Below are 18853 nucleotides of genomic sequence, written 5' to 3' on the forward strand. Positions count from 1 at the left end.
GTGGATCAAGTCGTCTTCTCCCTCTTGCAATCAGGATGGGCCACCTGTTGCCGTCGGGGAAGGAGTTTTTGCACGCTGCCGCATAGATCGGCAAAAGCGGGACAAATTGGGCAAAGCGACCGGTCCGACAAACGGCGCAGGGACGAATTGTCCATTTTGACCTTTTTACTCGGAAATGACGTGACGTCACAACTTCCGAATCATCCCGTCGATTCGCGGCAAAACCGACCCCCGCGCGGCGACCTTGCGCCGGGCAAAACCGGTTGTCGGCCCCCTCGAATCATGTCTAGCATCATGCGAAACGCCCCGGTGCCGGGGCGCAGAATTTCGCCGTATGGACAGGGGGAGGCCATGGCCAAGTCGTTGATAACATGTGACTGTTCTGGAAGTCAGAGCATCGACGCCGACGGGTTGGCAAAGGCCACCGGGCTTGACGTTCCGCCCCCCTGTTCGGCGCTCTGCACCACCCAGATCGACCGCGCGGCGGCGGCACTTGAACAGGAAGACGCGATTTTTTGTTGCACCCAGGAGGGGCGCGTTTTCGAGGCCCTGGCCGATGAGTTGGACCGCCCAGCCCCCGCCCTGATCGACCTGCGCGACCGGGCCGGATGGACCGCGGATCAGGCCCCGACACTACCCAAAATGTCCGCCCTGATCGCCGAGGCCATGCTTCCTGCCGACGCGGAAAAGACCGTCGATGTGATTTCCGAGGGGCTTTGCCTGATCCTTGGGGCGGCGGATGTGGCGCTGGCGGCGGCCGATGCGCTGAAGGATCACCTGGGCGTCACGGTGCTGTTGGAAACCGCCGACGATCTGCCCGACACCCGCGATTACGACGTGGTTGTCGGAAACCTGCGCAAGGCGTCTGGCGCGCTGGGGCAGTTCGAGGTCGTGATCGACGCGCTGCGCCAGGTCGAACCCGGCGGGCGCGGCGGTTTCACCCTGTCAGAACCGCGTGATGGCGGGCGCTCGGAGTGCGATCTTATCCTTGATCTGCGCCGCGCCACGCCGCTGTTTCCCGCCCATGAAAAGCGCGAAGGTTACCTGCGCGCCGATCCCGGCCACCCGGCGGCGGTTTCGGCGGCGGTGCTGGCGGCAAGCCACCTTGTCGGCACCTTCGAGAAACCGCTTTATGTCCGAATCGAGCCGCTTCTCTGCGCCCATTCCCGCGCTGAGCAGACCGGGTGCGACCGCTGCCTGAGCCTGTGCCCGACGGGGGCAATATCGCCCAGTGGCGACCACGTCACGGTGGACCCGATGGTCTGCGCTGGCTGTGGCGCCTGTTCCGCGGTCTGCCCCTCGGGGGCGATCTCCTATGACGCGCCGGCGGTCGATCTGACCATGCGGCGGGTTCAGACATTGGCACGGGCCTATCTCGACGCGGGCGGCACCGCGCCGCGCCTGTTTGTGCACAATGCACATGGGACCGAGATGATCCGGCTGGCGGCCCGCCACGGGCGCGGCCTTCCGGCGGATGTGATCCCGCTTGAGATGCCCGCCGTCGGTGCCTTTGGCCATGCCGAGATCGTGGCGACGCTGGGGGCCGGGTTTGCCTCGGTCTCGGTCATGCCGGGGCCGGGCACGGACCGCGACGCGCTGGCGGCTGAGGTCGCGCTGGCCGCCGCCATCGGCGGCACTGGGACGGTCCATATCCTTGATCTGGATGACCCGGATGCGCTGTCGGACGCCCTTTATGACGAAACCGCCCCCGCCCCCATCACCAGCCCGGTGCGGCCCATCGGCACGCGCCGCCAGATCACCCGGCAGGCGGCCCGCGCGCTGCACCCGGAAGCACAAACCCTGCCCCTGCCCGACGGCGCGCCCTATGGCGCGGTGCTGGTCAATACCGAGACCTGCACCCTCTGCCTCAGCTGCGTGTCGCTCTGCCCGTCGGGGGCACTTGGCGACAACCCGGACGCGCCGCAGCTGCGGTTCCAGGAGGATGCCTGCCTGCAATGCGGCCTCTGCGCCAAGATCTGCCCCGAGGACGCGATTGCTCTCGAACCCCGGCTGGACCTGACCGAAGCGGCGTTGTCTCAGCAGGTGCTGAACGAGGAAGAACCCTTTGAATGCGTCGAATGCGGCACGCCGTTCGGGGTCAAATCCACCATTGACCGGATCACCGAAAAACTGCGCAGCCATTCGATGTTCGCCGGAGAGGACAAGCTGCGCATGATCCAGATGTGCGACGACTGCCGCGTCAACGCCCAGTTCCACGCCACCGACAACCCGTTCCAGGGCGGTGAGCGTCCGCGCCCGCGCACCACCGAGGACTACCTTTCGAAGCGGCGCGATCACTGATGGATCAGCGGCGCCCCCAGATTGGCCGGGTCCATCCCGGCGACATAGGCAAGCACGGCCTCAACCTCATCGAGCGTCATGGTGACGGGATGGATCGGCGACGGGCGGTCTGCGGGAAAGGGCGGGGTCACGTCCTGGATCAGGGTGAAGGACGGGTGCGGGTTCAGCGCGTAAAAGACGGCAAAGCGTTCCTCCCAGTCGGGCAGGCTACGCAGAACAGCGAAACTGGGGGTCGAGCCGATGCCCGACATGCGGCTTTCATCGTCGACGCTGTGGCAGCGGATGCACTTCTGGCGCGACACGACATGCCCCAGCGCGGGATCGCCGTCAAATGTCAGCGCAACCGTCTTTTCCGCGCTGGTTTCGGGCGGTCCGAACAGGGCCGCGCCCTCGGGGGCAAAGCCCATCACGGTGCGCTGGCCCACCTCCGAGGTCAGCCAGTCAGCCAGTTTCCGCACCCCCGGATGATCGGGATTGCGCAGCGCCATATGCCACGTCTGCCCTGCGCCGTGAAACAGCGCGCGGCCGTCGTCGCCCAGCACCACATCGGCGCTTTCCGGGTCGTCGACCAGTTGCACACGCACTTGATTTTTCAGGGTAAATCGCGGCAGGATGAATTTCAGAACCCCGGTCTGAACCAGCACATCAGGCGCGCTGAGGCGCACCAGCCGGTCGTCGGCAACCGCCGCGCCGGGGCCAAGCACGAACAGCAGACAGACAAGAATGCCACGCAGGAAATCCATGCCCCAAGCCTAGTCAGCAGCGCGGGGTTCCGTCAATTGAAGCAAAAGAGGTAGATCATGAGCGACGATTTCAACATGTCGATGCGCAAGTTCCTGAAACAGGTCGGTGTGACCTCGCAGCAGGCCATAGAAGAGGCGCTGCGCGGGGCAGAAACCGGCGGCAAATCCTATGCGATCAAGGCGGTTGTCACGATCGAGGAACTGGGAATGACCCACGAGGTCAAAGGCGAGATCAAGGGAGACTGACCCGGTGGCAACCCGCGAACAGGTACTCGACGCCCTGAAATCCATTGCCGACCCGGTCGCGGGCGGCGATATCGTGTCGTCCGGCGTCGTGCGGGCGCTGAACGTCGAGGGCGCGGCGGTGCGCTTCGTCATGGAGATCGCACCGCAACACGCAGCCGCCTTCACCCCGCTCAAGGACAAGGCCGAGGCGCTGATCGCGGCGCTTGACGGTGTCGACAGCGTCTCGGTTGTGATGACCGGCCACAGCGACAAGGCCCCGCCCGACCTGAAACCCAGCCGCCCGGCCCAGCCGAAAGGCCCCGAGAAAATCCCCGGCGTCGCCCATGTGATCGCCATTGCCAGCGGCAAGGGCGGTGTCGGCAAATCCACCGTGGCGGCGAACCTTGCCTGCGCGCTGGCGCAGGCGGGGCGGCGTGTTGGCTTGTTGGACGCCGACGTCTATGGCCCCAGCCAGCCCCGCATGCTGGGGGTGTCGGGGCGGCCAGCGTCGCCCGATGGCAAGACCATCCTGCCGATGCGGAATCATGGCGTCACGATGATGTCGATTGGCCTGATGACGAACGAAGATCAGGCCGTAGTCTGGCGCGGGCCGATGCTGATGGGGGCGCTGCAACAGATGATGATGCAGGTTCAATGGGGCGCTTTGGACGTGCTGCTGGTCGACCTGCCGCCGGGCACGGGCGACGTGCAGCTGACGCTCTGCCAGAAGGCGCAGATCGACGGGGCGGTGGTGGTCTCGACCCCTCAGGACATCGCGTTGTTGGATGCCCGCAAGGGGATCGACATGTTCAAGCAGTTGAACGTGCCGATCATCGGCATGATCGAGAACATGTCGACTCATGTCTGCTCGAATTGCGGCCACGAGGAGCATGTCTTTGGCCATGGCGGTGTTGCGCGCGAGGCTGAAAAGCTGGGCGTGCCTTTGCTGGCGGAACTGCCTCTTGACCTTCAGACCCGGCTGGCGGCAGATGGCGGCGCGCCGATCACGGTCAGCGCCCCGGACAGCACACAGGCAAAGGCGTTTCAGGCCCTTGCCGCGAAACTGGTCGAAGCAGAGGTCGCATGAGCGAAACGCCCACTTTCCCGCCACTGATGTATGGTGAAGCCGCGCCGACGGACGCGATGGAACATGGCGCGATGCGGGCGGCACTGGGCTGTGACGCGGGGCTGATCGCCTATCGTCTTGACCCGGCCGAGATGCAGGCGGCGCTGGTCTTTGCCCCCGAGGTGCCGCTGCGACAGGCGATGGCGATGCTGCCGCTCTGCGGTGTCGGCTTCCAGAACGCGCTTGGTGCGCTGGCCCCGCCCGAGGTCGCGGTCCATCTGGAATGGGACGGCGGCATTCGCATCAACGGCGCGTCCTGCGGACGGTTTCAGGCCGCGGCGTCGGACAATGACCCCGACGCGGTGCCAGACTGGTTGCTGATCGGCTTCACCCTGCCCCTGCTGCCCCCGACCGGGGACATGGGCCACACACCCGACCAGACCGCGCTGTTTGCCGAAGGCTGCGCAGAGGTCGCGCCGCCTGCCCTGCTGGAGGCCTGGGCGCGGCATACGCTGAACTGGATCACCCGCTGGGAAGACGAAGGCACCCGCCCCCTGCACGCCGAATGGCGCGGGCTGGCGCATGGCATCGGCGAGGCCGCGCAGCGCGGCGACCTGACCGGCACCTTCCTTGGGGTCGATGAGGATTTTGGCATGCTGTTGCGCGATGACGCCGGAGAAACCCACCTGATCCCGCTGACCACAGTGATGGAGGACACCCCATGAACCTGGCCCGTGCCGTGCATTTCGACGAAAGCGACACCTTTGTCTTTGCCACCCCCGCCCGGACCGGGGAATGGTGCATTTCGGGCGGGTTCGAGTTCTCGAACTGGACCGAGGCCGACGTCACCGGCAAGGCGCGGCAGGCCTTTGCCAATGGCTGGTTCGGGCTTGAAACCGGCGGGCGTGTGACCTTTGTCGGCGTGATGCAGATCGAACCGTCCGAGGTGGCCGCGCTGACCGACCTTCTGGCGCAGCATTTCGTGACCTATTACGGCGCCCCTTCAGTCGAGGCCGCCCGGCCCGTCGCGCAAGAGGAAATCGCCCAGATGGTCGAACTGTGTGACGACCATGACCAGAACACCATCCTGACCGTGTCCCGCGAACTGACCGAGGCCGGGGTGCGCGAAGCCTATCGCGTCATCCAACCGCAAGACGCGGGTCTGGACCAGTTCGCGGTGCATGGCTCGGTGGATGAGTAGAGGGGGGGGTGGTTGGTTGTGGGGAACATAGCCGCCGCTCGGTCTGATCCTCGCAACGGGCGTTTTGGAGGCCATTGCGGTCATTGAGGCATAATGCGGCGAATGGCAGCTTGGAGCCCAATGCGTCAACGTTCTGCATCGCAGCGAGTGTCTAGTATCGGAAAACTGATAAATTGGCCTCAAAGCTTTGGGACCAAAGTTTCTATCCATCCACCACCTACAATGTCTGCGTTACTGCCGGACATTGCTGCAATTCGTATTTGCAGCAGGGATATGTCGCTGAACTTACTATTTAGCTAAGTCGCGGCATTCGCTGACAGAACAGATTTTTTCAACAGCGATATTGCATGGTGTGATTACCTCCTTAAGTGGAATAGGCGATCAAGTCGCAAATTTAAGTGCAATCATTATGAAGGTGGCGAAAAGCGATGTTATCCGAACAATCAACGATACTTGATCAGTTGGAAACCACTTCTGTCCATACCCCGGTCGATATCGACCAACTAGTAATTAACTGGCATGTGAATGAGGCATGCAACTATCGGTGTGCTTACTGCTACGCCAAATGGAGTAATCAGAAAGCTACGCGAGATTTGATTCGAAACGACAAGGCAACTGAGGCTTTGCTGAAGGAATTGAGGGCATTTTTTTCTCCATCCAACCATTCAAATCCTCTCAGGTCTGTCCTAAGTTGGAAACGGGTTCGGATGAACTTTGCAGGTGGCGAACCACTACTTGATATACCTTCCCTGCTTCATGCAATCCGCACAGCCAAAAAGCTCGATTTCGACGTATCGATCATCACAAATGGTAGCAGGCTAGATCAGAAGACGCTGTACGCGTTGGCACCACATCTTGAGTGGCTGGGTTTGAGTATTGATGCAGTCGACGCGTCAACAAATCATGCAATTGGGCGTGTGGATCGTCGTGGCCGGCTTCTAGACCTACGGACCCTATCCGATGCGATCGATCGTACACGGGCACTGTATCCATCGATGAAGTTCAAGATAAACACGGTTGTCAGTGACGCAAATTACGCGGCGGACCTCTCACCGATGCTTGATTCATTGAATCCAGAAAAGTGGAAGGTTTTGCGCGTACTTCCGATGGTAACAGACGCAGGAGTCGTGTCGGATGAAGAATTCGCGCGCTTTGTCGATTTCCACTCGCCGTACCGTTCTATCATGCGTGTCGAGGACAACTTCGATATGCTAAAAACATATCTGATGATTGATCCTAAAGGTCGTTTTTTCCAAAATCGGCCTGACGCCAAGCATTCTGGATACCTTTACAGTTCAGCAATCCTAGATAGCGGTGCGGCGGCCGCTTTTTCTGATATCGAACTCTCGGCATGCGGCTTCGCAAGCCGCTATAAGTAGCTGAATTGAAAATCGGCTTTGTCGGCCTTTTTTGGCTGTATTTGCTGTCAACCGAATACCGCCATCGGTTGTGCGGTGGCGTATTACATCTTTGTCCCGCATTGCTGCCCCTCATCCCCACCGCGAAAGTCAGCGCCCCATCGCGCCAGGTGCCGCCCCTGTACCCCGGTCACTCTGCCCCAAAACCAGACACCGACACCCGCCGCAACTCCCTTGCCGCTACTCCGCGTTGAAGACAAACAGCGTTTCGCCGTCGATCATGTAGCCGTTGATCAGTGCCTTGGCACGGTCAGAGACCAGCCAGCCTTCCAGTTTCTCTGCAAGACCGGCCTTCACGTGGCCATGCTTTTCCGGGTTCACCGGCAGATAGGCATATTGGTTGAACAGCACCGGATCGCCCGCGAACAACAGCGCCAGGTCGCCCTTGTTGCCGAAATTGAGCCAGCTGGCGCGGTCGGACAGGATATAGCCGTGGATGCCCGAGGCCGTGTTCAGCGCCGCGCCCATGCCGGCGCCGACGGATTTGTACCAGTCGCCGAACCCGTCCTCGGCGATCCCCGCCGCGCGCCACAGGCTGAGTTCTTTCTTGTGGGTGCCACTGTCGTCGCCGCGGCTGACAAAAACGGCCTTGGCGCCCGCGATCTTTTGCAGGGCGTCGCTGGCGGTGGTCGCCGCGCCGAGGTCGGCGGGGTCGTCCTTGGGGCCGATGAAGACAAAGTCGTTATACATGATCTCGCGGCGGTGGGTGCCGAAGCCTTCGGCGACAAATGCCTCTTCCGCGGCCTTTGAATGCACAAGGATAGCATCCACGTCCCCGGCGCGGCCCAGCTTCAGCGCCTGCCCCGTGCCCACGACCAGAAGCTGCACCTCGAGGTCGAGATCGGCCTTGATCTCGGGCAGCAGCACCTCGGCCAGCCCGGAATTGTGGAACGAGGTGGTGACGGCCATTTTCATCACGTCCCCTGCATGCGCTGCAGTCGCAAGTCCGGCCACTAGAACACCTGCCAGTAAGCGTTTGATCATTCTACAATATCTCCGTTCAGAAAGGCCCGCGCTTCGGGCGTTTCGGGGTGGTCAAAAAACGTGGTGGCCGGTCCGGTTTCATGCACCAGACCGCCAAGAAGGAACACCACCTCATCGGCGAGGCGGCGTGCCTGCCCCATGTCGTGGGTGGTCATAATCAGCTTGGTTCCGGCGGTTTTGGCATCGGTCAGGATCGCCTCGATCTCGCGCATGGCGCGGCCATCGAGCGCGGCGCAGGGTTCATCCAGAAACAGCACCTTGGGACGGGTCACAAGAGCCCGCGCCAGCGCCAGTTTCTGCTGTTCCCCACCCGACAGGACCGTGGCCGGTCGGCGCAGCATCTCGGTCAGCCCGACCCGCCCGGCCCAGTCGCGGGCAGCGTCCAGCGCGGCGGGTTTCTTCACCCCATGCACCAGAAGCGGATACGCGATATTGTCCAACACCGAGCGGCGCAGCATCACCGGCCGCTGGAACACGAAGCTTTGGTGGTGGCGGGCCTCATCGGTGGGACAGGCCCATGTGATCGTACCGCGATGCAGCCGCGCCGCCCCGTGCAGCAGCCGCAAGAGCGAGGTCTTGCCCGACCCGTTTGGCCCGATCACCACGCAGGCTTTCTGCCCGCACAGGTCAAGGTCCACCGGCCCGACCAGCATCTTGCCGCGCCGCGCGGTGGCGGCGCCACGCACCTTGAGGGGGAACAGCTCGGTCACCAGCGGCCCTCCCGCTCGGTGCGGCTCAGCCAGTGGATGGCAAGGTTCACCGCGATCGCCAGCCCGATCAGCACGAAGCCAAGCGCCAGCGCCAGCGCGAAATCGCCCTTGCCGGTCTCAAGCGCGATGGCGGTGGTCAGGACACGGGTGGCGTGGTCGATATTGCCGCCGACGATCATGATCGCGCCGACCTCGCCGATGGCACGGCCAAACCCGGCAAGGGACGCGGTCAGAAGGGCGCGGCGGGCATCCCACAACAGCGTTTTCATCTTCTGCCATTGCGACACGTTCATCGAGATCAGAAGGTCGTGATATTCCTGCCAGAGATCGCGCAGCGACTGATGCGCGATACTGGCGATCAGGGGCACGACGATGATGATCTGGGCAATAATCATCGCCGCAGGCGTGAACAACAGCCCCAGTACCCCCAGCGGCCCCGAGCGTGACAGCATCACGTAGACCACCAGCCCGACCACGACCGGCGGCAGGCCCATCAGCGCGTTCAGGATGGCGATCACGCCGCGACGCCAGCGGAACCGCCGCACTGCCAGAAGCGCCGCCAGCGGCATGGCAATCAGCGAGGCGATGACAAGCGCGGTCAGCGACACCTGAAGCGACCGGGCCGAAATCTCGACCAGTTCCGCATCCAGCGTCACCACAAGCCAGAACGCCTGTGCCAGTCCGCTCCAAAGATCGGTCATGCGCCGATAGCCCTCCCTTTGGCGGGACGTAATCAGGTTGTGACCGTCATGGCCAGAGACATTGCGTCCCAGCCCGTGATTTGGGGCAGGCTGTCCAGCTTGTGCATCGCATCGCGGGCCGAGTTGGACATTTTGTCCCGACACCGCCAGTCAAACAGAGTCAGAACGTCGAATAGTTGTTTCTTTACCGACAGTTGTCGGCGGTTCTGCATCCTTTTGACAAATGCGATTCTGGCCCAAGCCGGCGCCGCGTCAGGCGACCTTGATCCAGGTTTTCATCCCCGCAGTCTGATGGGACAACATATGGCAATGAAACAGCCAGTTGCCGGGATTGTCGGCAACAAACGCTATGTCGCGTTCTTCCGAGGGCATCACCAGCAACGTGTCGCGCAGGGGGCCGGGACCATCTGGGCGGAGTTCGTGAAAATGGTGACCATGCAGGTGCATCGCGTGGGGAAAGGCGGTGTTGTTGACCAGGGTGACGCGCAGGGTTTCGCCCCGCTCCAACTGCGCCCACGGGTCGTCGGGCAGCCCCGCCACGCCGCCCAGCGTCCAGACCTGACCGTTCGAGACAAGGTCGCGCATCGACATTTTCCGGCCCTTGTAGGTGCCTTCGCGCAAGCCGCCCATGGCGCCGCCTTCCATCTCCATCCGCAGGTGGCGCGTGTCGGGTCCGGCGACGGCCCGGATGACCGGGTTCGGCGGCAAGGCGGGGGGCGCGGGTCTGGGCCGAGAGGTACCCGCGCCCGTCACCGGAAACTCGTCCAGAACAAAGGTGCCGTCCCGTTCATGCTGCACGATCATCGCGGTTTCGCCATCCCCGGCGGTCACATCCACAAACGCGTCCAGCCGCTGCGCCGGGGCCAGGATGAAATCGGCCAGCGGCGCGGGCGTCTCAAGCGGCATCCCGTCCAGCGCCATGACCCAGCCGGTCAATCCGATCACCCCAAGCTGCAGGATCCGGTCGGTCGAGGGGTTCAGGAACCGAAGGCGAAGCCGCTGGTTGCGGTTCAGGGTTTCGGGGCGCGGGGTGACGTCGATATGGACATAGTTGCCGATCCGCCCGCCATGGGACAGATCGTGCATCTGGCCAAAGCTTTCGTGGATCTGCGCGTCCTCGGTCATGCGCCAGTCGTTGACGACAACCATCAGGTCATGGTCGACATCCGGCGCGTCGGGTTCGTCGATGACAAGCGGGCCGAACAGCCCCCGCGCCACCTGTTCCGCCGACTGGTTGTGCGAGTGATACCAGAAGGTGCCCGCATCCGGCAGGCGGCAGTCATAGTCGAAATGGCCCCCGGTCGGCACCGGGTCCTGGGTCATGCCCGGCACCCCGTCCATCGCGTTTTCCACCCGCAGCCCGTGCCAGTGGATCGCGGTGGGCTGTGACAGGTCATTGACCAGGCGGCAGCGCAGGCGGTCGTTCTGCGTCGCCCTAAGAAGCGGGCCGGGAACCTGGCCGTCAAAGCCCCAGACCGTGGTTTCGGGATAAGCCGATGGCGCCACCTGAACCCGGCCTTCGCGGGCCGTCAGCGTCACCCCGCCCGTGCCCGCCTGCGCCATCCGGGGCAGCAGTGTCGTTGCGCCAAGCCCGGCCAATAGTGTGCGTCGTGTCAGCCGCATGAAGCCTCTCTTTCTCAGTCAGGCAAACGCTAGTGCGCGGCTTGCCGGAAGGAAAGCGTCACCACGTCACAGATGCGTCATCTACTCGGCCGCCGCCTCAAGTTCCGCCACCGGCAGCCAGACCCGGAACTCGGCCCCGCCTTCGGCGCGGTTATGGGCGGTGATGATCCCCCCGGCCCGCTGGATCAGGCTTTGCGAGATCGACAGCCCCAGCCCGGTGCCCTCACCCTGCTTGGTGGTGAAGAACGGGTCAAAGACCGAGGGCAGCTTGTCCTCGGGGATGCCCGGTCCGCTGTCGCGCACGGTCAGGCACACGGCCCTGCGCCCGTCATGCCACCCCTCGCCCAGTGTCATTTCCAGCCGCCCCGCCGCGCCCATCGCATGGGCCGCATTGACGATCAGGTTGATCACCACCTGCTGCATTTCGCCGGGATCAATGCGCACCGGCGGCACGTCCTCAAGCCGGGTCTGCACCTCGATATTGCCACGCGACAGGACATGATCGACCAGCAGCAGGCAATCCTCGGCGATCGGGCCAAGGTGGACAAGCTCGTCGGAATCCGAAAACTCGGTCGGGCGGGCAAATTTCAGGAGCTTGCCGACAATGGCCCCGATCCGCGCGACCTGCCGGTCGATCAGGGTCAGTTCGGTCTCGACCGGCGCGGCCCTGTCCCCAAGGGCCTCGCGGATGACGTCGACATTGCCCTGTATCACCGCAACCGGGTTGTTGATCTCATGCGCGACCCCGGCGGTGATTTCGCCGATGCTGGCCAGTTTCTCGCTCATGACAAGCTGGCGATAGGTGTCCTCCAGCTTGGCGTTGGCCTCGCGCAGTTCGGATGTGCGTTCCTCGACGCGGGTGTTCAACTCATCCGCCCAGGCGCGCAGGCGGCGGTCGCGGTCCTGGACCTGGTCCAGCAGGTCGTCCAGATGTCCGGCCACCTGCCCGATCTCATCGCGCGATCCCACATTGCCGTTGCGCGCCGACAGGTTGCCCTGCCCGACCTTGCGCATCGTGTGGGTCATGCGTTCCAGCGGCGCGAACACGCCCTTGGCCAGCCACAGGAACACCGGCACCGACAGGATCAGCACGGCCGCAAACGCCACCATCAGGCGGATGAAGGCCTCTTGCTTGGCGGCGGCGAAGGGTGCCTCGAGAAAACCGACATAGAGCATTCCCACGCGCTGACCGAAGCTGTCGATGATCGGCAGGTAGCCCGATATATACCAGTCGTTCACAACAAACGCCCGGTCCAGCCACGTGCGCCCCTCGTCCAGCACCGCGCCGCGCACGGCGGCGGACACGCGGGTGCCAAGCGCGCGCACGTCCTCGAACAGGCGCACGTTGGTCGAGACCCGAACGTCCTCGAGGAACAGCGTCGCGGTGCCCTGCCGGTCGCCGCCGGTGATGGCGTTGAGATAGACAAGCGCGTTGATCGTGTCGATGAACTGCAGGTTGCGATTGAGCAGGATACCCCCGACCAGCACGCCCTCTTGCCCCGCAAGCTGCACCGGGCTGGCGGCATGAACGACCATGCCGCGATCCTCGACCGTGCGATCCGTCGGCTTGGCGGCTTCGGTCTCGATCAGGTCGATGCGGGCGCGGGCCGCGAGGTCGCCGGGCAGAGCAGCAAGGTCATCCGCGCCAAAGATGTCGATCTGCGTGTCCGACCGCCCCGCCAGCGCGGTGGCGATGACCGGCCACCGGGCGGCCTGATCCAGAGCCGCGGCCGCGGGCAGATAATAGAGGAAGTCCAGTTCAAGATCGGCTGTCTTGCGTTCGAAAAACGCCGCCTTCTGCGTCGTGTTCCCATCCAGAACACGGGCAAACTCCGCCGATTCCGCGACGCCCTTCAACTCATCCCCGGTGCCGACCATGATCCGGGCCAGATACTGTTCGGCGATGCGCAGGTCACTGCCCACATTGGCAATCAGCACCTCGTCATATTCCGAGGTCCAGCGCGCCATGCCCAGAAGCAGCAAGAGCGGCATCAGGACGACCAGCGGCGCAAGGGCCAGAACCAGAAGGCGCAGGCGAACGGATCTCATGGATATCCTCCTTCGCACCACCCTACCCCTGTCCATCCCTGCCGCCAAGCGCGACCCGCGCGCTGAAAATGGGCTCAATGCAGGGTTAGCGCGTGGTCACGTCACCGCACCGGACATCGACCAGTTGGACGCCGCGCGACGGCAACACGGCAAGACCGTGGGCTGATCCCTCCAGATCGGCAAACCCGTCCGTCAGAGCGACAGCGCGGCGGCCGGTGCGATCCCCAGCGCATCGTATTCGCGCACCCAGGCCCTGGCCTTGATCCGCACCTCGGCGGCGCTGTCGCCGGCGCGGTAGAGGCCTGAACCGACACCGAACCCCGATGCGCCCGCCGCGATCCAGCGACTGATATTGTCGGGGGTCGCCCCTCCGACCACGAAGGTTTCGGTCGCTTTCGGCAATACCGCCCGCAGCGCCTTCAGTCCCGCCGGTCCCACCACGTCGGCCGGAAAGAACTTCAGCCCGTCGGCCCCCGCCTTGAGCGCCGCAAAGCACTCGGTCGGGGTGACGACACCGGGATATGAGGCCATGCCCAGAACCTTGGTGGCGCGGATCACGTAAGGGTCGCAATTGGGCGACACGATCAGTTTGCCGCCGACCTGGTCGACCTCGGCCACCTCTTGCGCGCACAGCACCGTGCCGGCACCGATCAGCGCATCCTTTGAAAACCGGCTGGCCAGGCGTTCGATGCTTTTCAACGGGTCGGGCGAGTTCAACGGCACCTCGATCCTGTCGATGCCTTCCTCGATCAGCGTCTCGGCAAGGGCGGTGACCTCGTCGGGGGTTACCCCGCGAAGAATGGCGATGATCTTGCGGCTCATCAGGCGTACTCCGGTATCTGTGCGTTTGCGGTCCTGAGACCGGTCAGGGTAAGGGCATCGGCATCGGTCAGAACCGCGTCGAACCCGGCAATGTCGAGGGCCGCGCGGTAAAGCCCGGCCAGTGCGTCATCCCCGATCAGCGTGACCGGACCCGACAGGCAATAGCGGCGCATCGCGGCGATCTCGGCCCCGATCAGGAAACCGGACAGCCGGGCGCGTGCCCGTGGCGCATCCAGCGCGCCCAGAAGCGATGAGGCGCGGATCGAGAAAAGCGCCTCTGGCACCGAGACCGGGGCCTCCAGCGCATCCGCGACCGCATCTGAAAATGCGGCCGTATCCCAGCCGCCCCCGCCGGTGGCGTGGCGCAGGACGGACTGGCGTGTAAGAAGGGCAAACATTTCACCCGTCATCGCGGTCGAGAACCCCGCCACCACGCCCCCTTTCAGCGTGACCCACTTGGTATGGGTGCCCGGCATGCAGACGGTGCCGTCAAACCCGCCGCTTGACTGGACCAGCCCAAGAAGCTGGGTTTCCTCGCCCCGCATCACGTCGTCCGGTGCGCGTTGTGACAGGCCGGGCAGGATATGCGCCGGGCGTTGTGCCCCAGGCGCGGGAACCGCATGGGCACCCAGATCGGTCACCGCGCAAGGCACCGGCAGATAGGCGGCCTCGACCCAGCCCTGCGCCGCGCCCGCCATGCCGCAGATCACCGCCGGCACCCCGTCCGGCACGCCAAGCTGATCCAGCTTGGCCTCAAGCACCGGGGCAAACTGGTCCGGCGACAGCACCGACATGCCCTCGGCCCCGCGCAGATTGGCAATGACCGCGCCGCCCTGGTCCAGAACCCAGAGGCGAAAGCAGGTTGTTCCCCAGTCGACGGCAACAAGGGCGGCGGTATTGGTCAGCATGGGTTTGCTCCTTGCAGGCGGCAGGGCCGGCCTGTCCGGTCAGGCCGTTCAAATGGCATAGTGTTTCAGGAAATCCCGGTCCGGCGTCACGCCCAGCCCCGGACCTTCGGGGATGGCGACATAGCCGCCATTGGCCTTGACCTGCCCCTGAATGTCGAGGGGATCGGTCAGCAGGTTGTCGCGGAACTTGTTGTCGGTGGTGTCGAACTCCAACAGCGGCTCCCACGGGAACAGACCCCCCGGAAGGGGCGGCATGGCGGCCAGAAGATGCAGGTTCGTCGCGACGGCGATGGCGGAGCCCCAGACATGGTTCACAACCGGCGTGTGATGGGCATGTGCCAGCGCCAGAACCCGCAGGTATTCGCTGATACCGCCAAGGGCGCAGACCTCGGGCTGGGCGATGTCCAGCCCCCGGTTTTCCAGGATCTGCCGCCAGCCCCAGCGGTTGAATTCGGCTTCGCCACCCGAGATGTTGACCTTCAACCCCGCACGCAATTCGCGATAGCCGTCCAGGTCTTCGGGGGCGACGGGTTCCTCGAACCAATAGGCGTCAAGTTCCTCAAGGGCCCGGCCGACATAAAACGCGTCCGACGTGGTGTAGCAATGGTTGGCATCGACCATGAAGCGGAACTCGTCGCCGACGCCGTCGCGCACCGCCGCGCAGAGCTTGACGTCATCTTTCGGACCTAGCCCGACCTTCATCTTGGTCGCGGCGAAGCCCATGTCGCGGATCATCGCGGCCTCGTCCCGGAACCGGGCGACGTGATCCTCGGTGCTCTGGCGTTTCAGCATCATGCCATAGCCATAGGCCTGCACCCGGTCGCGGTGACGCCCGCCGACAAGCTGACACAGGGGCAGGCCCGCGACCTTACCCGCAATATCCCACAGCGCGATATCCACACCCGAGAGCGATTGCAGCGGCATGCCCTTCTGACCGTGATCGCGCAACAGGTTATAGACCTTGTGCCAGACCACGTCGCGGTCCAGCGGGTTCATGCCAAGCACCAGCGGCTGGATCACCTGCTCGACGATGGTCCGGTTGGCAATCGCCACGTTGCCCGGCCCGAAACATTCGCCCCAGCCGGTGATGCCCTCGTCGGTCTCGACCTCGACGATATGCGCGGTGCGGCGGGTGTAATACTGTTGCGAATAGCCCAGCTCTGATGGCAGGTCATATTGCAGCACGTGGCTGGTGATCCGGGTGATCTTCATGCGTTCACGCTTTCAAAAAGGGTGGTGTCCCGGGCACGGGTGATGCGTTTGAGGACAAGGTAGTCATGCAGCGCCAGGTACGAGCAGTCATGCCCGACCCCGGCATAGCCGATCCCACCATGCGGCAGGTCGATATCGTATTTGACGCCGTTGATCTGAACCTCGCCATAGCGCAGCGCGGCGGCATAACCTTCCGCGCGCGCCAGGTCGCGGGTAAAGACATAAGCCGTCAACCCGCCCTGCCCGCAGTCATTGGCCTGCCGCAACAGGTCGTCCTCGGTGTCAAACGGGATGATGCTGACAATCGGGCCGAAAGTTTCGTCGCGATAGACGTCCATCGTCTCGGTCACATCGCCCAGCACGGTCGGCGCAAGGAAATGGCCCCGGTTCATCCCCTGTGGGCGATCACCGCCCGCCAGCAACGTGGCACCCTCTGCCACCGCGCGGTCCACCAGCCCCTTGATGCGGTCAAAGGCGCGGGCGTTGATCAGGGGCCCGGTGGTGATGTCGTCATCTCGGTCAAAACCGACCCTGGCGGCCCTGGCCCGTGCCACGGCCCTGTCCGTGAATGCCTGAAGAACCGAGCGCTGGACATAGACCCGGTTGGGCGAAACACAGATCTGGCCCGCGTTTGAAAACTTCACGCCACAGACCACGTCCGCGGCAAGATCGAGATCGGCGTCGTCGAACACCAGAACCGGCGCGTTGCCGCCAAGTTCCATTGCGTATTTCTTGATCGAGGTCGCCCCGGTGCGGATCACGTGCTTGCCGGTCTCGGTCGAGCCGATCATCGTCAGCACCGCCGGGATGGTCGAGGCCGACAGCGCATCCGCCGCGGCATAGGTTTCCGTCGCCAGAACCTGCACCACGCCCCTGGGCAACCCGATCCCGGCGCAGAGTTCGCCAATGGCATAGGCCGAGATCGGGGTTTCGTTCGAGGGCCGGATGATGATCGGACACCCCGCCGCCATCGCCGGACCCAGTTTGAAAGCCAGGTTCAGCAGCGGAAAATTCCACGCCAGGAACGCCACCGCCACCCCCGCCGGTTCCCAGACCATGCGGTGCGAATGGGTGCCTGCACGATCCGGCAGGCTGAAATCCTGAAGCCGCGCAATTTCCTCGGCGTAGAAATCCAGCGACGCGACCACGCGGTCCCAGTCCTCTTCGGTCTGCGCCCAGGGCTTGCCCATCTCGTGATGCACACAGGCGCGCAGGTCGTCCTCGTTTGCGATCACCTCGTCGCGCAGGCGGCGCATCCAGCGCTGGCGCTCGGCGATCGGGGTCGCGGCCCAGCCGGGAAACGCGTCGCGCGCGGCGGCCAGCGCCCGTTCGACATCTGCGAAACCGGCGGCTGCGACGGTTGCCACGCTGTCCTCGGTGGCCGGGTTGATCACGTCGATCCGTCCCTGCCCGTCGGTCAGAGCACCATCGATATACATCTGGGTTGGAAAAATCATCTGCGCCTCACTCACTATGCACATGCTGTTCCGAGACATCGCGCCCGTCGATGTAGCTGCCGACCGGCAGTTGATACCCCTGCATCCAGAGCGGATCGCGCTCGGCTTTCATCCAGGCAAACAGCCGCGTGTTCAGATCCGCCTTCACCGTCGCAAGATCAGGGTCATCGGCCCGGTTCTCGCGCTCCTGCAGGTCGGTTTGAAGGTCATAGAGCTCTTCGATGTCATGCGGGCTCCAGGCGTATTTGTAGCGCTCGGTTCTAATGCCGCGGAACTTGAACTGGCGGCCCTGATAGGCGTCGTAGCAATAGGTGACGTGGTCGGCGCCGGTGCTCCAGAAGCTGCGGCGGGCTTCCGCCACAGACAGCACCTCATGCGCCCCGGCCCGGTCAATGAGGGTCGGGAAAAGGTCGCGGAAACTGACGAAAGACCCGGTTTCGGCCCCCTGACCATTCCCCTTTCCCTGTCCGGGGTCGCGGATCAGCATCGGGATACGCATGACCTCGTCATAAAAGAACGGCCCCTTGTCGAACCAGCCATGCGCGCCCAGCATCTCACCGTGGTCGGTGGTGAAGGCCAGAACCGATGTCTCGTCCAGCCCCGCATCCTGTACCCGGGCGCGGAACCGGCCAAACAGATCGTCGATCCACGAACAGAACCCCCAGTAATGCTGCGCCGTTCGCCGCCAGTCCTGCTGTGTCAGGCCGCTTGTGTCCTGGCAGGGCCAGTAAAAGGCCGACTGCGCCCTGGGTTTTCCCGTTTCGCTGAACTGAGGACAGTAATTGTCGGGCATGTAGTCGTCGGGCAGATCGTCATAAAGCTCGACATATCTGCGCGGCACGTGATGCGGAAAATGTGGCCCATGCAGGGAGACGATCAAACAGAACGGCCTGCCCGTCGATTGAAGCGCATCAAGCCTGTCGATCGCGATATTGACGCGCTGTTCGTCCAGCGGAGTGCCCGCGTCGAGCGTTCCATAGAACGGCGTCTTGCGCGGTGCGGCGAATTCAAGGTCATCCGCGACCCGCATCAGCGGCACATCCCCGCCATCGCACAGGGGCGTGTCGGGGATGCCGCGATCCGTCAGCGTGCCGTCGCCAAGATGCCACTTGCCGATGAAGCAGACCTCATAGCCGTCGTCGCGCAGCCGTTCCATATAGGTTTTCTGCGACGGGTGCAGTTTGCCATGCGGATAGAACGCCTTGCCCTGCACATTGTCCATCGTGCCGGTCTGGTGGGGCCATTTCCCGGTGAACAGGCTGGCGCGCGCCGGGGTACACAGTGGCACGGACGTGTAGGCATTGGTGAAATTGGTCGCTTCCTCCCGAAAGGCCATGAGGTTGGGCAGCTTTGCCGGATGCCCCGGCTGATTGAGCGTGTCCCAGCGCCACTGGTCGGTCAGGAACAGGATGATATTCTTCCTCATGTCCCGC

The 18853-nt window shown here is 63.8% G+C and carries 19 protein-coding genes; 7 read left to right on the forward strand and 12 right to left on the reverse strand.

Annotated features, from left to right (window positions below):
* Window positions 1-351: 351 nt before the first annotated feature.
* Window positions 352-2301 (forward strand): 4Fe-4S binding protein, encoded by a 1950-nt coding sequence (locus tag JQ863_RS11705; protein WP_204114444.1) that lies wholly within the window; start codon window positions 352-354, stop codon window positions 2299-2301.
* On the opposite strand, the gene JQ863_RS11710 is transcribed toward JQ863_RS11705, so the two are convergent.
* Window positions 2295-3044 carry a hypothetical protein gene (locus JQ863_RS11710; protein ID WP_204114445.1) on the reverse strand — a complete coding sequence of 250 codons (750 nt, stop codon included), beginning with the start codon at window positions 3042-3044 and terminating at the stop codon, window positions 2295-2297. The genes JQ863_RS11705 and JQ863_RS11710 overlap by 7 nt on opposite strands.
* A 57-nt stretch (window positions 3045-3101) precedes the next feature.
* On the opposite strand from JQ863_RS11710, the gene JQ863_RS11715 reads away from it, so the two are divergent.
* From JQ863_RS11715 to JQ863_RS11735, 5 genes are all read left to right on the forward strand, one after another.
* Entirely contained in the window at window positions 3102-3290 is a 189-nt protein-coding gene (locus JQ863_RS11715; protein ID WP_204114446.1) for a DUF6494 family protein, read from the forward strand.
* A 4-nt stretch (window positions 3291-3294) separates the two neighbouring features.
* Window positions 3295-4356 carry a P-loop NTPase gene (locus JQ863_RS11720; RefSeq protein ID WP_204114447.1) on the forward strand — a complete coding sequence of 354 codons (1062 nt, stop codon included), beginning with the start codon at window positions 3295-3297 and terminating at the stop codon, window positions 4354-4356.
* A complete protein-coding gene (locus tag JQ863_RS11725; protein ID WP_204114448.1) occupies window positions 4353-5060 on the forward strand; it encodes a biotin/lipoate--protein ligase family protein in 708 nt (235 codons plus the stop codon). Before JQ863_RS11720 ends, JQ863_RS11725 begins: the two co-directional genes overlap by 4 nt.
* A complete protein-coding gene (locus JQ863_RS11730) occupies window positions 5057-5536 on the forward strand; it encodes a DUF6505 family protein (protein WP_204114449.1) in 480 nt (159 codons plus the stop codon). Before JQ863_RS11725 ends, JQ863_RS11730 begins: the two co-directional genes overlap by 4 nt.
* 428 nt (window positions 5537-5964) lie before the next feature.
* Window positions 5965-6915 carry a viperin family antiviral radical SAM protein gene (locus JQ863_RS11735; RefSeq protein WP_204114450.1) on the forward strand — a complete coding sequence of 317 codons (951 nt, stop codon included), beginning with the start codon at window positions 5965-5967 and terminating at the stop codon, window positions 6913-6915.
* A 219-nt stretch (window positions 6916-7134) separates the two neighbouring features.
* Here JQ863_RS11735 and JQ863_RS11740 read toward each other — a convergent pair whose 3' ends face one another.
* The 6 genes from JQ863_RS11740 to JQ863_RS11765 all read right to left on the reverse strand — a co-directional run bounded on the left by JQ863_RS11740 (window position 7135) and on the right by JQ863_RS11765 (window position 13021).
* A complete protein-coding gene (locus tag JQ863_RS11740; RefSeq protein WP_239113269.1) occupies window positions 7135-7938 on the reverse strand; it encodes an ABC transporter substrate-binding protein in 804 nt (267 codons plus the stop codon).
* Window positions 7935-8648, reverse strand: a complete 714-nt coding sequence (locus JQ863_RS11745) for an ATP-binding cassette domain-containing protein (protein WP_338055518.1) — start codon at window positions 8646-8648, stop codon at window positions 7935-7937. The genes JQ863_RS11740 and JQ863_RS11745 overlap by 4 nt, the downstream gene beginning before the upstream one ends.
* The gene (locus tag JQ863_RS11750) at window positions 8645-9349 is read right to left on the reverse strand and encodes an ABC transporter permease (RefSeq protein ID WP_204114451.1); all 705 of its coding nucleotides are present in this window, start codon (window positions 9347-9349) and stop codon (window positions 8645-8647) included. The genes JQ863_RS11745 and JQ863_RS11750 overlap by 4 nt, the downstream gene beginning before the upstream one ends.
* 32 nt (window positions 9350-9381) lie before the next feature.
* Entirely contained in the window at window positions 9382-9561 is a 180-nt protein-coding gene (locus tag JQ863_RS11755; RefSeq protein ID WP_204114452.1) for a hypothetical protein, read from the reverse strand.
* Between the two features lie 40 nt (window positions 9562-9601).
* Window positions 9602-10972 (reverse strand): multicopper oxidase family protein, encoded by a 1371-nt coding sequence (locus JQ863_RS11760; protein WP_204114453.1) that lies wholly within the window; start codon window positions 10970-10972, stop codon window positions 9602-9604.
* Window positions 10973-11053: 81 nt separating this feature from the next.
* Window positions 11054-13021 (reverse strand): sensor histidine kinase, encoded by a 1968-nt coding sequence (locus tag JQ863_RS11765; protein WP_204114454.1) that lies wholly within the window; start codon window positions 13019-13021, stop codon window positions 11054-11056.
* Between JQ863_RS11765 and JQ863_RS11770 the strand changes: the two genes are divergently transcribed.
* Window positions 13020-13187: a hypothetical protein gene (locus JQ863_RS11770; protein WP_204114455.1), complete on the forward strand. Its 168-nt coding sequence runs from the start codon at window positions 13020-13022 to the stop codon at window positions 13185-13187. The genes JQ863_RS11765 and JQ863_RS11770 overlap by 2 nt on opposite strands.
* 26 nt (window positions 13188-13213) lie before the next feature.
* On the opposite strand, the gene JQ863_RS11775 is transcribed toward JQ863_RS11770, so the two are convergent.
* The 5 genes from JQ863_RS11775 to JQ863_RS11795 are packed head-to-tail and all read right to left on the reverse strand — an operon-like array spanning window position 13214 to window position 18846.
* On the reverse strand, window positions 13214-13843 hold the full coding sequence (locus JQ863_RS11775; protein WP_204114456.1) for a 2-dehydro-3-deoxy-6-phosphogalactonate aldolase: 630 nt from the start codon (window positions 13841-13843) through the stop codon (window positions 13214-13216).
* On the reverse strand, window positions 13843-14751 hold the full coding sequence (locus JQ863_RS11780; RefSeq protein WP_204114457.1) for a 2-dehydro-3-deoxygalactonokinase: 909 nt from the start codon (window positions 14749-14751) through the stop codon (window positions 13843-13845). The genes JQ863_RS11775 and JQ863_RS11780 overlap by 1 nt, the downstream gene beginning before the upstream one ends.
* 48 nt (window positions 14752-14799) lie before the next feature.
* Window positions 14800-15963 carry a mandelate racemase/muconate lactonizing enzyme family protein gene (locus JQ863_RS11785; protein ID WP_204114458.1) on the reverse strand — a complete coding sequence of 388 codons (1164 nt, stop codon included), beginning with the start codon at window positions 15961-15963 and terminating at the stop codon, window positions 14800-14802.
* Window positions 15960-17402 (reverse strand): aldehyde dehydrogenase family protein, encoded by a 1443-nt coding sequence (locus JQ863_RS11790; protein ID WP_239113270.1) that lies wholly within the window; start codon window positions 17400-17402, stop codon window positions 15960-15962. The genes JQ863_RS11785 and JQ863_RS11790 overlap by 4 nt, the downstream gene beginning before the upstream one ends.
* Window positions 17403-17427: 25 nt before the next feature.
* On the reverse strand, window positions 17428-18846 hold the full coding sequence (locus tag JQ863_RS11795) for a sulfatase-like hydrolase/transferase (RefSeq protein WP_204114460.1): 1419 nt from the start codon (window positions 18844-18846) through the stop codon (window positions 17428-17430).
* Window positions 18847-18853: the final 7 nt, after the last annotated feature.

The organism is Shimia biformata (assembly GCF_016888515.1).
In the GTDB taxonomy this organism is placed as follows: Bacteria; Pseudomonadota; Alphaproteobacteria; order Rhodobacterales; family Rhodobacteraceae; genus Shimia_A; species Shimia_A biformata.

Excerpts from the sequence above, each read along its gene's own strand:
- JQ863_RS11750 (WP_204114451.1), bottom strand. The coding sequence starts at position 9,349 with ATGACCGATCTTTGGAGCGGACTGGCACAGGCGTTCTGGCTTGTGGTG.
- JQ863_RS11705 (WP_204114444.1), top strand. The coding sequence starts at position 352 with ATGGCCAAGTCGTTGATAACATGTGACTGTTCTGGAAGTCAGAGCATC.
- JQ863_RS11715 (WP_204114446.1), top strand. The coding sequence starts at position 3,102 with ATGAGCGACGATTTCAACATGTCGATGCGCAAGTTCCTGAAACAGGTC.
- JQ863_RS11765 (WP_204114454.1), bottom strand. The coding sequence starts at position 13,021 with ATGAGATCCGTTCGCCTGCGCCTTCTGGTTCTGGCCCTTGCGCCGCTG.
- JQ863_RS11725 (WP_204114448.1), top strand. The coding sequence starts at position 4,353 with ATGAGCGAAACGCCCACTTTCCCGCCACTGATGTATGGTGAAGCCGCG.
- JQ863_RS11735 (WP_204114450.1), top strand. The coding sequence starts at position 5,965 with ATGTTATCCGAACAATCAACGATACTTGATCAGTTGGAAACCACTTCT.
- JQ863_RS11730 (WP_204114449.1), top strand. The coding sequence starts at position 5,057 with ATGAACCTGGCCCGTGCCGTGCATTTCGACGAAAGCGACACCTTTGTC.
- JQ863_RS11780 (WP_204114457.1), bottom strand. The coding sequence starts at position 14,751 with ATGCTGACCAATACCGCCGCCCTTGTTGCCGTCGACTGGGGAACAACC.
- JQ863_RS11710 (WP_204114445.1), bottom strand. The coding sequence starts at position 3,044 with ATGGATTTCCTGCGTGGCATTCTTGTCTGTCTGCTGTTCGTGCTTGGC.
- JQ863_RS11785 (WP_204114458.1), bottom strand. The coding sequence starts at position 15,963 with ATGAAGATCACCCGGATCACCAGCCACGTGCTGCAATATGACCTGCCA.
- JQ863_RS11795 (WP_204114460.1), bottom strand. The coding sequence starts at position 18,846 with ATGAGGAAGAATATCATCCTGTTCCTGACCGACCAGTGGCGCTGGGAC.
- JQ863_RS11775 (WP_204114456.1), bottom strand. The coding sequence starts at position 13,843 with ATGAGCCGCAAGATCATCGCCATTCTTCGCGGGGTAACCCCCGACGAG.
- JQ863_RS11790 (WP_239113270.1), bottom strand. The coding sequence starts at position 17,402 with ATGTATATCGATGGTGCTCTGACCGACGGGCAGGGACGGATCGACGTG.
- JQ863_RS11760 (WP_204114453.1), bottom strand. The coding sequence starts at position 10,972 with ATGCGGCTGACACGACGCACACTATTGGCCGGGCTTGGCGCAACGACA.
- JQ863_RS11770 (WP_204114455.1), top strand. The coding sequence starts at position 13,020 with ATGGATATCCTCCTTCGCACCACCCTACCCCTGTCCATCCCTGCCGCC.
- JQ863_RS11755 (WP_204114452.1), bottom strand. The coding sequence starts at position 9,561 with ATGCAGAACCGCCGACAACTGTCGGTAAAGAAACAACTATTCGACGTT.
- JQ863_RS11740 (WP_239113269.1), bottom strand. The coding sequence starts at position 7,938 with ATGATCAAACGCTTACTGGCAGGTGTTCTAGTGGCCGGACTTGCGACT.